The sequence below is a fragment of the Pantoea phytostimulans genome (genome assembly GCF_046118715.1).
GTDB lineage: Bacteria > Pseudomonadota > Gammaproteobacteria > Enterobacterales > Enterobacteriaceae > Pantoea > Pantoea phytostimulans.
Map to the genome: position 1 here is coordinate 22,993 of NZ_CP173700.1, position 13,212 is coordinate 36,204.

Genomic DNA, 13,212 nt, shown 5'->3' on the forward strand with positions numbered 1-13,212 from the left:
GGCATTCAATGACAACTGCCCGATTTTGGTAAAGTCAAAAATCGTTATCAGCCATCAATCTTGATGACGATTTTGCCAAATGCTCCACGAGAAAGGTGCTCAAAAGCTTCTACCGCCTCGTTAAAACGGTAAACCTGTTCAATTACGGGTTTGATTTGATGTTTATTGAGGAATGGGTTCATCCGATCAAAAGAGGAACGTGGAGCAACCGCAATGCCCCTGATTGTCGTCTGGCGGAAAATTAACGGCATCAAATCAAGCTGTGCTGTCTGGCCAGTAAGAAAACCTACCTGAGCAATCGTTCCGGCAACTTTTGTCGCAGCGATCGACTGGTTGATACCATTGCCACCGGCGACTTCCACCGTTACGTCAGCTCCCTTACCTTCAGTCAGCTCGAGAACTTTGCTTTCCCAATCAGGATATTTTTTATAGTTAATCCCCTCATCTGCCCCCAAGGATTTAATGCGATCGAGGTTAGCATCGTTACTGGACGTCGCAATGACGCGGGCGCCATATGCATGCGCTATTTGAGCAGCAAAAACGGAGACGCCGCCAGTTCCCTGTATCAGAACGGTTTGTCCGGGCTGCAAGTTACCAATATCCATTAGCGAGTACCATGCCGTCAGTGCAGCGATAGGAAGCGTTGAGGCTTCCTCATCTGTCATGCTGTCAGGGGCTTTTACTGCGCTATCCTCATGCAGAATCATGTATTCAGCCAGCGCTCCCGGTAACGGCATTCCAATACACCAGGCAGGTTCATCGGCAGCAGGTTCGCCATCTAACCAGCGGGAATAGAGATGTGAGTTAACGCGATCGCCTGTACTGAAACGGGTCACACCTTCACCTGTAGCAACAACGGTTCCTGTCGCATCAGAGACAGGGATAAGTGGCTTTGGAACAAGATGAGGTTCATAGAAGCCCTCCACGATTGCCTTGTCCCTAAAATTAAGCGAAACCGCGCCTACTTTAACCAAAAGTTCACCCGGCCCTGGTGTAGGCGTCTCAACCTCTTCAAGCTTTAAGTTTTCAACACCAAAGTCTTTCAATAACCATGCTTTCATTTCTTTCATTTCCCATAGGTTTGCATTAGATAGGGCAATGATAAGAAAGACGGGCAGGGGTAAAAAGCCGCATAAAAGATTTTCAGTGTTACTGCAGGAGAAACAATCCGGATGGAATATAATCCGCATTATCACAATTTCGGTTGGAAAATAACTGCGGAGTTGAAAAATTATGCGCTCAAATATGCTTGAGTTGATGGATATTTTTGTTCAGGTCGTTGAATCGCACAGCTTCACCCGGGCCGCTGATGCTCTGCAATTGCATCGGCCTGCGGTTAGTAAGGCTGTACAGCAGCTGGAAGATACGCTGGGCGTTAAACTACTGCACCGCACAACACGCAGCCTGAGTGTAACGGCTGAAGGAGAGGAAATTTATCAGCGAGCTAAAACGCTTCTGACCGATGTCAACGACATGATGGCCTCTTATTCTCCAGGTCAGCCTCCTCGCGGGCAGCTTCGTATTGATGCCCCGTTGGCTCTAATACATAGCATTCTGATACCGGGTCTAAGCGAGTTTCAGGCTTTGTATCCACAGATTGAAATAGTATTGACGGCTTCAGATCGACTGACTGATCTGATTACAGAGGGCGTCGACTGCGTTATTCGACTCGGTGAACTGGCTGATTCAAGTTTTATTTCGCGTCGTATGGGCGACCTTCAGATGGTCACCTGTGCAGCACCGTCCTATCTGGAAAAATATGGCACGCCTCTAACGCCGGATGAACTTGATCATCATAAAGCCGTTTATTTTTTCAGTGAACACAGCCGGGATGTACAGGAATGGAAATTTGTCATGAACGGAGAGATTGTTTCACGGCGTCCAGGATACAGTATGCGGGTTAATAATTCAGATGTTCTTCTGTCCTGCGGTCTGTCGGGCCTCGGTATGCTCCACGCATTACGTACTGCATTAGAACCTTACATCGAAACCGGCAGGCTGACGGAAATTTTATCTGATTATGCAACGGTGACTAAACCGGTTTCCATCCTCTACCCTGACCGGCGCTATCTCCCCCCTAAGGTTCGGGTTTTTATCGAATGGTTCTCTGAATTATTTAAAAAGTACCATCAGCGTTAACGGCAACGATTAACATCTGCACTGGCAGTAAATGCTGAGCATTTTTTTAGATATGGACAACGTAATGCATGCAGCCATTCAGTTCAGAAAACGGAAACGTCATAGCAACGGCTGTAAATAACAGCCTGGATACGATTATAAATATGATGCCGCTATGGAGTCGGGCTTTTCGCGAGGCGCTGCTCTTAGTAAGCAAAATAGATCAGATCACGCCAAAGTTCAGACGTAAAGTGAGTGTTATTTTTAATAATAAGAACATATTTCCTGTGCTAGTTTACCCACTTCTGCGTTTTTGAACATTGTACTTGCACAGTGAGCATCAGGACTAGCGTGCATTGATCCAACATTGGTGAGTATGGCAAGTGCACAGTTTGTTTTTTCATACCACCATACGCAGGCGCTGGCACCAAGAACGTTTCCACCGTGACCTATGGCTGTGCCGTAATCAGTATCCATTCTAAATAAACTTAATCCCATTTCAGCATTATCGGCTGGCATCCACTGTTGCATTTCTTTCATGCTTTTGGGATTGAGCAATTCACCGTTTTTGAGCGCCAAAATAAAATTAACAACATCCTGTGCAGTAGAAACGATCCCTCCGGCCGCCCACTCTACAGAGAGATTGATCGCGGAAACATCCAGAATATTGTTAGGCTCAATCTTAAAATAGTCTGAAACTCCGGCTTTTTTAATAAAATGAGGATCCAGCCTGTGGAATCTTTTGGAAGAATACTGATTTTCTAAAGAGGCAACCGATTCAAGAGAGGTGCTTTTCAGCAAAAGCGGATTAATAATTCTTTTATATAACTCCTCTTCGAGGCTATTAGAAGTAAGTTTTTCGATCAACAGACCTAATAAAGTGAAATTACTATTAGAATAATGAAATGCTTCTCCTGGAGCACACAGCGGTTTTTTACCCCGGATATAGTCGAGGTTTTCCTGTGGCAGCCAAATCTTTTCCGGTTTGACCCTCTTACCGCGAGCATCATGAATCCATGAGTGCTGATCTTCCCAGCTGGGTATACCTGAATAATGCGAGAGTAAATGCCTTACAGTCACGCTTTCTGCATTTGCGACGTCTGCAAGGACATTTTTGTCCAGCCAAGTTGATATAGGTTCATCGAGAGTGAGATAATTTTCCTCGTTTAACTGGAGAATTAACACTGCAACAAAAATTTTGGTTATGCTGCCAATACCAAAAATCATTTCTGACTTGTTTTTAATTTTATTTTTAGCATCAGCATAACCCGCTCCATGCTGCCATATTATTTTATCTCCTTTGCCAATAGCCATAGTAAGGCCCGGAAAGGTTTTCAATGCCATCTGATTAAGCAGATTTATTAACGCAATTTCACAAGGACTCATTCTCTCCATTCCTTTATTTTATCTATTATTTTATCTATTCCACTGCGTACAGTAATTTTAAGCCACCAGCAGGGAAATACCGTTCGTCAGCGAATCAATTTAATCACCCCCGCTTTCTTAACTGCTCTCACATCCTTTTGTGATCAACATACTCAGGCCCTCGAAATGCCCGGCGCCATTCGCTTGGGCTGACACTAAATCTCGCTTTAAAACTCTGGCGAAAAGAGATGGGCGACTGAAAACCAGCCATTTCAGACACGCTTTCAATACTGCTATCCGTTGTTTCCAACAGTTCCTGGCTTCTTTGAAGGCGCTCCGCGTTCAGCCATTCTCCAAGTGTCGTTCCGGTTGCCTTGGAAAAATGACGCGTCAGCGTTCTCCGGCTCATATTGACAAATCCAGCCAGCGAGTCGAGATCGTGCGGCTTGTCCAGATTGCGACGTAGGTATTCAATCAGCTCGTTGATTTTGCTGTCTCGCGTCGAGAGCGGCACCGGGCGTTCAATAAATTGGGCCTGCCCGCCCTCCCGGTAAGGTGGCACAACCATTCTTCTTGCTACCCGGTTGGCAATTGCAGAACCGTAATGGTTACGAATGATATTCAGACAGCAGTCAATACCGGCCGCCGTGCCTGCAGAGGTAATAAGACGTTCGTCGCTGGTATACAGCGAGTTGCTGTCAAGATGAACGGCAGGAAATCGTTTGATGAAGTCCTTTTCATATTCCCAGTGTGTTGCAGCACGGTGCTGATTAAGTAAGCCTGAATAGGCCAATACGTAAGTGCCTAAACAAAGACCCACCACCTCAGCGCCACGCTGCCATGCGCTTATCAGCTTATCCAACAGAGCCTGCGAGGGTTTTTCATCAGGATTATGCCAGTAAGGCACAATGATGATGTCTGCAACGTCAAGCTGCTCAAGTCCGTGCTCTACGTTGATGGACAGCCCAATATCAGAGAGCACTACACCGGGTTTTTCGGCACAGATTTCCAAATGAAATAAGTCTGGCTGCGGCATCGACTGCCCAAAAAGAATACAAGGCACTGAAAAGTGAAACGGGCTAAATCCAGCCGTGGCGATCACGGCAACCGTCAGAGCAGACATGAAAGTCACCTTACCGTAAAGAATAACTACCGGCTTACCGGCAGATAAGTCACTGATAGTTTAGTTTAAAGAGGGGAACAGATAGCACTGCGTGAGTGTATGCTCCCCTCAACCGGGCGGAAAGCGCTATTAGAAAGCCATTGTCTCACCGTCTGCCGGAATAAGAACTTTATCCTGAATGCCGTGTTCAAGCGAAAACTCGCGCAACTCAGCGCGGGTGAGAAGACAGTGATTTATTGATTCCATGTGCGAGGCCACGACGGTCGCAGTTGGCAACATCTTAAGCGTGCGCAATGTGTCTTCTTTGCCCATGATAATCGGTCCGTAAAGATCGTTAACAGCATAGCCAGTGTTAAGCACCACAACCTCCGGCTGGAAACGCTGCAAGCTTCTTACATAAGGTTTAACCCAGACGGTATCACCTGCAATATAGAGCGTTTTCTCATCATGATGTGTGAAGACCAACCCACACGCATCGCCTAGCAAATCGCCCCACAGCGCATCGGCATACAATTCGTTACTGCCGTGCTGACCATCGGTTTTATAAATAGTCAGCCCATCGACAAAATGATTTTCTTCTTTCAGAACACGCACATTAAGAAAACCCTGCGAGCTAACCAGCGCTGCGTCACTCTCGTTCTGCGTATAAACAAGCATGTTTTTAGGTACTGCCTGCTGCGCCGCTTCGTCCCAGTGGTCGGTATGTGTATGTGTCAGGATAACAGCATCCACAGACAGTAAACTCTCAACATTAACCGGCAAGGAAACCATAGGGTTGCGAAGATGAGGTCGTGCATTCCCGGCAAAGCCATCCCAGGCTTCTTTCTCTGCCAGCATCGGATCGATAAGGAACTTTTTACCGGCATATTCCAGCACAAGCGTAGCATTGCGGATTTGTGTTAATTTCATTGATTACCCCAGTGATTAATCAGATTCAGGCTCAGCCCTGTATGTGTTGTGGTACCGCAGCTGCCTGCGAGATGGCTTACTCTAAGAGGAAGAAGGGTGGATACGTGACAGGCTCTCAGGTCATTAGTCGATGAAATCGGGTCAATATCAGTGGTCCGTTTTTGCCGCGCATTTGTAAACAAGCAGCAGGCTATACAAGGGTATTCATGTTGTTCCTGAATCAATGGCAGCGATTGCGGTCAACGATCATGAAGGCTTAACAGAGCAAGGGAAAAGCTTGCGTTGAGTTAAATTGATTAATTTATCCTCAGTAAATATCTATTGATCACTCAGAAGAAAAATCTTCTTGCCTAAAGGCAGCTTCTTAGCTAATTATTTAGGAAGTGATCATTCTATAAATAGATTGTGATAGTTCATGCCAAAATCATTTGCAGTAAAAATCCGTGGTCGGGTACGGATTTTCAATAAACATTGACTTTTAAATCAAGGAATTATGCTGCTTTCCTTTGCGGATTACTCAGCAGTGGAAGGGATCCATACAAATTGGTTTGCTTTGAAAAAGCGATGCCTCACCCCCTAACCGTTTACAAACATCCGGAATTAATAATGCAAAAATTTGATATGCCCTCTGCGCCAAAAGGATTCGAGCACAAATTTGTGCGCGTCAATGATTTGAGATTCCATTACGTTGATGGGGGCGCGAATACGTCTGAAACTATCGTTCTTCTCGCTGGCTTCCCGGAATCTTGGTATGCGTGGAGGCATGTTATGCCCACGCTCGGTGAACGGTTTCGCGTGTTAGCGATTGATTTACCCGGACAGGGAGACAGCGACAAACCTTTAGATGGCTATGATACACAGACCGTTGCAGAACGCCTTCATGATGCTATCGCCTCGCTAGGTCTGGATAACTATCATCTTGTCGCTCACGATGTGGGTGCCTGGGTCGCTTTTCCCTATGCATTAACTTTCGGTAGCGAAGTCAGTTCCTTGGTTTTAATGGATGCGGGCATACCCGGCGTCACAATGCCGGAGTTTCTTCTCACTTCTTCTGATAAATCATGGAAAACATGGCACTTTTCATTTAATGCTCTGCCAGATCTTCCCGAAATTCTTTTACAGGGACGGGAGCGTGAATATCTCGCCTGGTTTTTTCACGAGAAGACCGTCAATCCTCATTGTTACTCTGAAGAAACGTTAAATGAATATGTTCGTATTTTCAGTGCGCCAGGCGGTATGCGAGCAGGATTGAGTTTTTATCGGGCGGCCGCAATGTCTACATCTCAGAATAAATTATTGCTGAGCACAAATAAGCTGACCATGCCGGTACTCGGATTAAGTGCGGACCAGGGATCGATTCCGGACATCGCAGCTGCGGTGAGACCCTACGCAACAAATATCAGAGGCGATTTGATTAAGAATTGCGGGCATTTTCAGCCAGAAGAGCAGCCGCAGGCAGTAACAAATGCTGTTCTTAAATTCATTGAAGACGTTAAAGCGCATGAATAATTAACACATTATGCAAAAGCTGAGGCAGATTATGTGGGCGGTTACGAGGCGGGATTAAGGCTTTTTTGATCAGTCTGCGCATTGCTTTCCCGGTCGCAGACGACGATAAGGCACTGTTCCGAACTGACAACAGACGAAATAAAGCAGGCTGCTGCCAGGACACGGGCACCTGCAAACCGAGATGCGCTCATCAATCATTTCATGGCAGCCAGCGGCCTGCTCAGCCATGATTATGTTGTTGCCTGCAACCGTACCCTAACTCCCTAAATGCACCGTTACTCCCAAGAATCATTGAAGAGAGGTATTGATGGCTAACGTATTTATCATTGGTGGTGCCGGGAACATAGGTTATCGCCTGTCATCCCTGCTCGCAAAAAAAGGGCACACTGCTCGCCCGCTTTATCGCAAAGATGACCAAGAGCCGTCGTTGCGCCAGATTGGTGCCGAGCCGGTCAAAGGCGACCTGACGAAACTGGATACCGGATCTCTTGCATCGCTGATGGCAGGAAGTGAAATTGTGGTTTTTTCAGCCGGTGCAGGGGGAAAAGGCGGAGAGGAAATGACGAATGCTATCGATGGCGAGGGGTTAAAAACCGCCGTTGCCGCTGCAAGCCAGGCCGGGATCACGCGCTTTTTGCTGGTCTCTGCATTCCCGGAAGCCGCCAGAGGAAAAGGCCTTCCGGCTAGCTTTGAGAATTACATGCGCGTCAAAAAGATGGCAGACGTCGCGCTTGCGGAAAGTGAACTGGATTGGGTGATTTTACGGCCCGGAACGCTGACTGATGAGAAAGGTAGCGGACTTGTTCGTGCCGGGCTGGCGATCCCCTATGGCGATATTTCCCGTGATGATGTCGCGATGACACTGCTGGAAATCATAGAACAGCCTGATGTCAGCCGCATCATTATTGAACTGACGGGTGGAAGTGTACCCGTGCGTGAAGCTATGCAGCGGATGGCAGCGCGATAAAATGTGCCTTCCGATGTCGCCACCAGCAAGTATCAGTCTGCTCCTGCATGGAGCAGACTGACGGGTTGGCAGCGCCCTTTTACAGCAGCTTGCTAAGCTCGCTAGTGTCATTTTCATTGCGCCCAAGTGCAGCAATTCGCGAACCGATCCGGTTTGATAAACCCTCATTGGGGCTTCAGTTCCCACAATGAGCGATCCCTAAATAAGAACAGGGATGCTGCTGCGCTTTGGGGGGTTTAACGCATTAGCGATATCGCTCTACCAAATTAATGATCAGTAAAGTGAGCTCCTGAAGACCTTCCTGTTGAAGAATATCGCCACAGACAACCGCATTTGAAATGGCGTCCGCCGCACCCAGCATTCCCCACAAACTTGATTGTGGGATGCCGGCTGGTTTAACAAACTCAGCAAACCAGTTGCGAAATTTTTCCATAAAGTCGCGCTGATATTTGAGCTTTATTTCAGCAAGTTCTGGCGTGCTATCCAATGCTGACAGCACATCAGGGATTTCACGCCCTTGCGTCAGCACGCAATCAACATAGCGTGATGCCACTACAGCTGCCTTCTCTTCCAGGCTGTTGTCCGCAGCAGCCATTGCGGCATCGATAATCGCAGTCTGTCGCACATCAAAATCTTCATAAAGGGCTACCAGCAAGCCTTGCCGTGACTTGAAATGGTCATAAACCACTGGCTTACTCACACCCGCTTCAATGGCCAGACGTCCCAACGCTAACGCATCAGTGCCTTCATGGCGCACGAGATTCCAGCCTACGGTAAGTAACTGTTGTCGCCTTGCCTGATAAGTCATGCGCTGACGAGGAGCCTGGATCATGCGGGTTCCTTTTGTTCAAAAAGCCGCTCGCCAAGGTTATATGCCAGAGCGTAATGTGAGTCAGGAAAGTTTTTATCCGACGCTAACAGTAATTCACTGGTCACTACCGGCGCACCGCAATAGCCAAAAATTCCGTGGTCAATTTGCGTGCGCATACTGCCGAAATAACCGTGGCGAACATAGGTACGCTGGCTCGCTGCGCCCACCGCAATCAGATGCACCTGTAAATGTTCAAGCTTCTTGATAACATTCTGTCCCGTATCGTCGTACGCCCAGCCTTGTGTAAACACTCTATCAATCCACCCTTTTAGCAGGGCTGGAAATGACCACCAGTAGATTGGATAAACCAGTATCAGTGCATTCGCGCGATCTACGCGCACCTGTTCGGCAATGACGTCAGCAGGTGATGCTAACTTGCCCTTAAATTGGTCGAAATCCGCTTGATTGAAACGAGGATCAAACTGTTCAGCTGCTAAATCAGCATGCTCAACGGTGTAATTGCCGCTGGCAACAACGCCTTTGGCCAAGTGTGATGCCACCGTTTGGGTATGTGAATTGCGATCAGGATGGGCAGTAACGATCAGTGCGTGCATGTCGGCAATCTCCGTTAAGGCATTACCTACTAGTAGTAACCTACGATTGGTAGGTTGTCAAACCGCGTCTCAAACAGCAAAGGCTAAATAAACGCTGTTTTTCTTTTATCCCCGACAGGCTTGATGTAAAGCAGCAGCGTTTATTTAGGGCAATTTCGTCCTATTCAGATAGGTACAGAACATTATTATCAGCTGTTCCTGCAACTGATTGTTGAGAAGCTCTGGCCGATTGCGGTCAAAAAAAGTCCGCACGGTTCCAAAAAGCACGTTCAATAAGGTCACGTTGAGAGAGGAAAGGTTCTGAAATTTCGCATCCGATGCTGAAGCAAGCATCCCTTCACTGGCTACCTCAATGCGCCGACACATGCTTTCAACAATATCACTCACGTCGATTTCAGCAGCTGCGCGATAAAGTGCGCAGGTAACGTCATAACGTTCTGTTTTAATGTTGATGTATTCACTGATAACGCCCTGAACCATTTGGGTATACGGGGCGCCCTGCAACGTCTCACATACTTTTTCAATTCGTCCGGCGAGATGGTCTAAATAGTGATCGTTCAATGCAAAGAACAGCGCCTGCTTGTTAGGAAAATATTGGTAAAGCGAACCCACCGACACCCCTGCCCGCTCGGCTACTCGCGTAGTGGTCAATTGCGAGGTTCCACTACTCAGTAAAACCTGAATAGTGGCTTCGAGAATAACGTCGACGGTAGCAGCTGATCTTCTCTGGCGCGGTGATCTACGCGGGTTATAGCTGGACAAGGTTTTCAACGTCATACGCGAATTCTTTTTAGTGAAGGATTCTTCATATTATAGAGGACACCCTCTTCACTAATAAATCTAAAGGAGTAAGCGATGACCGTTTCACTTGCGCTGGTCACGGGCGGCAACAAAGGTATCGGCTACGAAATCGCGAAACAGCTGGCGCTGGCGGGTACCAAGGTATTACTTGGGGCACGCAATTCAGCCCGCGGGCAGGCGGCGGCTAATACATTGATGAACGAAGGACTTGATGTTTCATTCCTTCAAATTGATATTTGCGACGGTGAAAACATCGCTGCGGCGGCGGAACACATCGAAAATGCATACGGTCGTCTGGACATTCTGGTTAACAATGCCGGCATTGCAGATGCCCGTGATGGTTTACCGGGTAGCACTTCGCCAGACACAGTACGTCATGTACTTGAAACCAATTTTATCGGACCGCTGGCTGTTATCCAGGCGATGTTGCCTTTGCTGCGTAAGTCATCAGCCGGGCGTATTGTGAATATCTCAAGTAGTCTTGGTTCGCTTACGCTGAATAATGATAAAGAGTCACCGTTTTATAATGTGAAACTTATAGGCTATAACACGTCAAAAGCTGCACTGAACATGCTGACTATTCAGCTCAACGCAGAACTGAAAGATACCGCGATAACCGCTGTCTCGGTTTGCCCCGGATTAGTTAATACTGATTTAAGCGGGCATTTGGGCGACCGCACGCCCCATGAAGCAGCGGCTTTCCCGGTCCGTCTAGCTTTGCAAACGGCGCCAGATAATGATGCCGCGTTTCAGAATGAAGCTGTCGTGCTGCCCTTGTAGCTCTCTGACTGTATCCATGATGCTTTTCCGTATTAATCACCGCTCACAAGTCTTTAGCTTTCCACATCTATGGATAACAGGAAAATCTGCTGCTACCCACGGTAGTTGGGAAATATCGCTATGATATTCACCTGTTTTGAGGCAGTTCAGAGCGGGCAAAAGGCTCCTTACGGAGCCTCTTAGCGTAAAGTGTATTAAAAGCGGTTTTGAAAAGAGTGAAATCACTGGCCGGATTCCCGGCCAGAATGAGGATGCAAGCCTGTTTATTACGAACTTTTGGTGATATTCACAGGCTGTCTGGTATTTATTTGGCCATCATTTGGTGTATCGAATATATTTCGGCAGACGGCGCTATTACCCCAACACTGCTCGTAAACGTGTCCCGTAAGCTCTTCGATAACGGCGCGAGCTTCGGGGTCAATTTCACTGATTTTTCCCCCTGCTTTTATACGCGATACTTCGTTGAGAACCACCAGATGTGTTTTGCGATTTAACTTCATTTGATAGCTGAAAACCATCGACATAAAAGCAAGGCTGATAACGCCAATGCCAAAGACCATGGCTATCGCCGTGACAGCACTTTCAGGCTGAGTATGGGATTTAGACTGGAAACCGTAAAAACTCAGGATTGCCCCCATTGCGAAGACAATGACCGAACGCATTAACCTTCCTGAGAAGGTCATCGCTCCAGCATAGATGCCCTCACGACGGCGGCCAGTAAATACTTCATCAATATCTGCCAGGAATGTGTAAACCGTCCAGGGAATGTAGTACACACCGCCGGTACCGATACCGAAAATCACCGTGATAGTTAACATGGCTACAGTGACATACTGTTGCGGTAGTTTAAGGAAATGCAGCAGGCTATAACAAATAACGGCGAATACAACAATACAGAGTGCCCAGATATAAGGTTTACTGAAACCGTGCTTTACACAGATACCGATAAAGATCGCTGTAGAGAATAATTGAAGAATGGAATTAAGGCTGTTAAGCCCCGCTACCATGGCGGGATCGTACTGTAATACGAATATTATAAAATAGGTGAAGACAGAGGCAAATAGCCACTCTGCACCAAAACCGCAAAGGTACATTCCTAAGTGCTTACGAAAAACGCGCAGATGAAAGGTCGATTTCATGTCCCGCACCAGCGTTATTGCTGTTTTCGCTAAACCTATTTTCTTCTCTTCGGCTACCGAGGTTTCTTCTACTGGCCGTTCCCACGAATAGAAATAGAGTAACCCAATAGCGATAAACAGAATGACGCCATAGGTTAAAGCGGTAAAAAAGAAGGGCTGCGCAGAGTCTTTGCCATAGATCAAAATGAACTGGCCCGGGATTAAAGCAGCCAGGAAGTTAGCTATCTTACCGAAAATGGCTTTGTAACCGGTAAGTTTAGAGCGAGCGGAGAAATCGGTCGTCATTTCTGTCGCCAGCGTTTCATACGGCACCATCACCGACGTATAAATCAGCTCGAATAAAACATAAGTAGATAAGTAATACCAAAAGCCAAAGCCCTCTATCCACAAGAATGGATAGAACATCATCAGGGGTATGCCGAGTAAAATGAAAAATCGACGTCGGCCAAAACGTTTGCCAAGTCGCGTTTTACCAAAATTATCAGAAAGATAGCCCATCAAAGGGTTACTTACGGCGTCAATGATGCTTGCGACAGAGAAAATAACAGAAGCCTGTAAAAGCGTCAGTCCACAGAATGTGGTGTAAAAATACAATAGCCAGATGCCGGCGATAGCCAGAGCCCCGCTACCGAGTAGATTCCCTCCTCCGTAAGCAAGTTGATGTCTGAATAGAATTCTTTTTTCTACGTTCATCCTGATACCCACCCAGATAGCATTTGTAATATGAAACACTGTTTCATTTTTATTGATAGAGGGCTTTATATGTCAATCTGTGATCGATAGCTGTGAATGACTTCACATTAAAGAGATTGTTAAACAGTACCTATGGAATGAATCTTTCGTCATTGATAGCTAAATCATCGACTATTCATGTTCAGAGCGAAGCATATAAGTGAGCTGAACCCAATCATTACGGTTATTGAGAGAAAATTTCTATACGACAGGAGGGCTTTAAAAGAAATGACGCCACGAAAATATTACTATTGAATCAGTTTTATGACGGTACAAATAATTATTTGAAATGTGATCGACTCTACATTTTCAAGGGTGATTAGCGTCTCATAGAGCAAATCGTT

12 protein-coding genes are annotated in these 13,212 nt (G+C 46.7%); 4 read left to right on the forward strand and 8 right to left on the reverse strand.

What is annotated here, in order from left to right; all coding sequences use genetic code 11:
- Positions 1 to 47 precede the first annotated feature (47 nt).
- A complete protein-coding gene (locus ACF2G4_RS20725; protein WP_409076438.1) occupies positions 48 to 1,061 on the reverse strand; it encodes a zinc-dependent alcohol dehydrogenase family protein in 1,014 nt (337 codons plus the stop codon).
- A 172-nt stretch (positions 1,062 to 1,233) separates the two neighbouring features.
- Here ACF2G4_RS20725 and ACF2G4_RS20730 point away from each other — a divergent pair, with 172 nt between their 5' ends.
- Entirely contained in the window at positions 1,234 to 2,139 is a 906-nt protein-coding gene (locus ACF2G4_RS20730) for a LysR family transcriptional regulator (RefSeq protein ID WP_409076350.1), read from the forward strand.
- 243 nt (positions 2,140 to 2,382) lie between these two features.
- On the opposite strand, the gene ACF2G4_RS20735 is transcribed toward ACF2G4_RS20730, so the two are convergent.
- From ACF2G4_RS20735 to ACF2G4_RS20745, 3 genes are all read right to left on the reverse strand, one after another.
- A complete protein-coding gene (locus ACF2G4_RS20735) occupies positions 2,383 to 3,504 on the reverse strand; it encodes a serine hydrolase domain-containing protein (RefSeq protein ID WP_409076351.1) in 1,122 nt (373 codons plus the stop codon).
- Between the two features lie 127 nt (positions 3,505 to 3,631).
- Positions 3,632 to 4,606 (reverse strand): GlxA family transcriptional regulator, encoded by a 975-nt coding sequence (locus ACF2G4_RS20740; protein WP_409076352.1) that lies wholly within the window; start codon positions 4,604 to 4,606, stop codon positions 3,632 to 3,634.
- A gap of 129 nt (positions 4,607 to 4,735) precedes the next feature.
- On the reverse strand, positions 4,736 to 5,515 hold the full coding sequence (locus tag ACF2G4_RS20745) for an MBL fold metallo-hydrolase (protein ID WP_332626263.1): 780 nt from the start codon (positions 5,513 to 5,515) through the stop codon (positions 4,736 to 4,738).
- Positions 5,516 to 6,121: 606 nt separating this feature from the next.
- On the opposite strand from ACF2G4_RS20745, the gene ACF2G4_RS20750 reads away from it, so the two are divergent.
- Both ACF2G4_RS20750 and ACF2G4_RS20755 read left to right on the forward strand, forming a co-directional pair.
- Positions 6,122 to 7,024 carry an alpha/beta fold hydrolase gene (locus ACF2G4_RS20750; RefSeq protein ID WP_409076353.1) on the forward strand — a complete coding sequence of 301 codons (903 nt, stop codon included), beginning with the start codon at positions 6,122 to 6,124 and terminating at the stop codon, positions 7,022 to 7,024.
- A 307-nt stretch (positions 7,025 to 7,331) separates the two neighbouring features.
- Positions 7,332 to 7,991 (forward strand): NAD(P)-binding oxidoreductase, encoded by a 660-nt coding sequence (locus ACF2G4_RS20755; RefSeq protein WP_243079611.1) that lies wholly within the window; start codon positions 7,332 to 7,334, stop codon positions 7,989 to 7,991.
- A 244-nt stretch (positions 7,992 to 8,235) separates the two neighbouring features.
- Here the strand turns inward: ACF2G4_RS20755 and ACF2G4_RS20760 are convergent, their stop codons facing one another.
- From ACF2G4_RS20760 to ACF2G4_RS20770, 3 genes are all read right to left on the reverse strand, one after another.
- The gene (locus tag ACF2G4_RS20760) at positions 8,236 to 8,823 is read right to left on the reverse strand and encodes a TetR/AcrR family transcriptional regulator (protein ID WP_215844927.1); all 588 of its coding nucleotides are present in this window, start codon (positions 8,821 to 8,823) and stop codon (positions 8,236 to 8,238) included.
- Positions 8,820 to 9,416, reverse strand: a complete 597-nt coding sequence (locus ACF2G4_RS20765) for an NAD(P)H-dependent oxidoreductase (RefSeq protein ID WP_243079610.1) — start codon at positions 9,414 to 9,416, stop codon at positions 8,820 to 8,822. Before ACF2G4_RS20765 ends, ACF2G4_RS20760 begins: the two co-directional genes overlap by 4 nt.
- Positions 9,417 to 9,560: 144 nt before the next feature.
- Positions 9,561 to 10,193: a TetR/AcrR family transcriptional regulator gene (locus tag ACF2G4_RS20770; protein ID WP_409076354.1), complete on the reverse strand. Its 633-nt coding sequence runs from the start codon at positions 10,191 to 10,193 to the stop codon at positions 9,561 to 9,563.
- Positions 10,194 to 10,271: 78 nt separating this feature from the next.
- On the opposite strand from ACF2G4_RS20770, the gene ACF2G4_RS20775 reads away from it, so the two are divergent.
- A complete protein-coding gene (locus ACF2G4_RS20775) occupies positions 10,272 to 10,997 on the forward strand; it encodes an SDR family oxidoreductase (RefSeq protein WP_409076355.1) in 726 nt (241 codons plus the stop codon).
- A 266-nt stretch (positions 10,998 to 11,263) separates the two neighbouring features.
- Here the strand turns inward: ACF2G4_RS20775 and ACF2G4_RS20780 are convergent, their stop codons facing one another.
- Positions 11,264 to 12,829 (reverse strand): MFS transporter, encoded by a 1,566-nt coding sequence (locus ACF2G4_RS20780; RefSeq protein ID WP_409076356.1) that lies wholly within the window; start codon positions 12,827 to 12,829, stop codon positions 11,264 to 11,266.
- Positions 12,830 to 13,212: the final 383 nt, after the last annotated feature.

Bases quoted from the DNA above. Each gene is read 5' to 3' on its own strand.
- ACF2G4_RS20775 (WP_409076355.1), top strand. From the start codon at position 10,272: ATGACCGTTTCACTTGCGCTGGTCACGGGCGGCAACAAAGGTATCGGC.
- ACF2G4_RS20750 (WP_409076353.1), top strand. From the start codon at position 6,122: ATGCAAAAATTTGATATGCCCTCTGCGCCAAAAGGATTCGAGCACAAA.
- ACF2G4_RS20725 (WP_409076438.1), bottom strand. From the start codon at position 1,061: ATGAAAGCATGGTTATTGAAAGACTTTGGTGTTGAAAACTTAAAGCTT.
- ACF2G4_RS20740 (WP_409076352.1), bottom strand. From the start codon at position 4,606: ATGTCTGCTCTGACGGTTGCCGTGATCGCCACGGCTGGATTTAGCCCG.
- ACF2G4_RS20770 (WP_409076354.1), bottom strand. From the start codon at position 10,193: ATGACGTTGAAAACCTTGTCCAGCTATAACCCGCGTAGATCACCGCGC.
- ACF2G4_RS20760 (WP_215844927.1), bottom strand. From the start codon at position 8,823: ATGATCCAGGCTCCTCGTCAGCGCATGACTTATCAGGCAAGGCGACAA.
- ACF2G4_RS20745 (WP_332626263.1), bottom strand. From the start codon at position 5,515: ATGAAATTAACACAAATCCGCAATGCTACGCTTGTGCTGGAATATGCC.
- ACF2G4_RS20755 (WP_243079611.1), top strand. From the start codon at position 7,332: ATGGCTAACGTATTTATCATTGGTGGTGCCGGGAACATAGGTTATCGC.
- ACF2G4_RS20780 (WP_409076356.1), bottom strand. From the start codon at position 12,829: ATGAACGTAGAAAAAAGAATTCTATTCAGACATCAACTTGCTTACGGA.
- ACF2G4_RS20735 (WP_409076351.1), bottom strand. From the start codon at position 3,504: ATGAGTCCTTGTGAAATTGCGTTAATAAATCTGCTTAATCAGATGGCA.
- ACF2G4_RS20730 (WP_409076350.1), top strand. From the start codon at position 1,234: ATGCGCTCAAATATGCTTGAGTTGATGGATATTTTTGTTCAGGTCGTT.
- ACF2G4_RS20765 (WP_243079610.1), bottom strand. From the start codon at position 9,416: ATGCACGCACTGATCGTTACTGCCCATCCTGATCGCAATTCACATACC.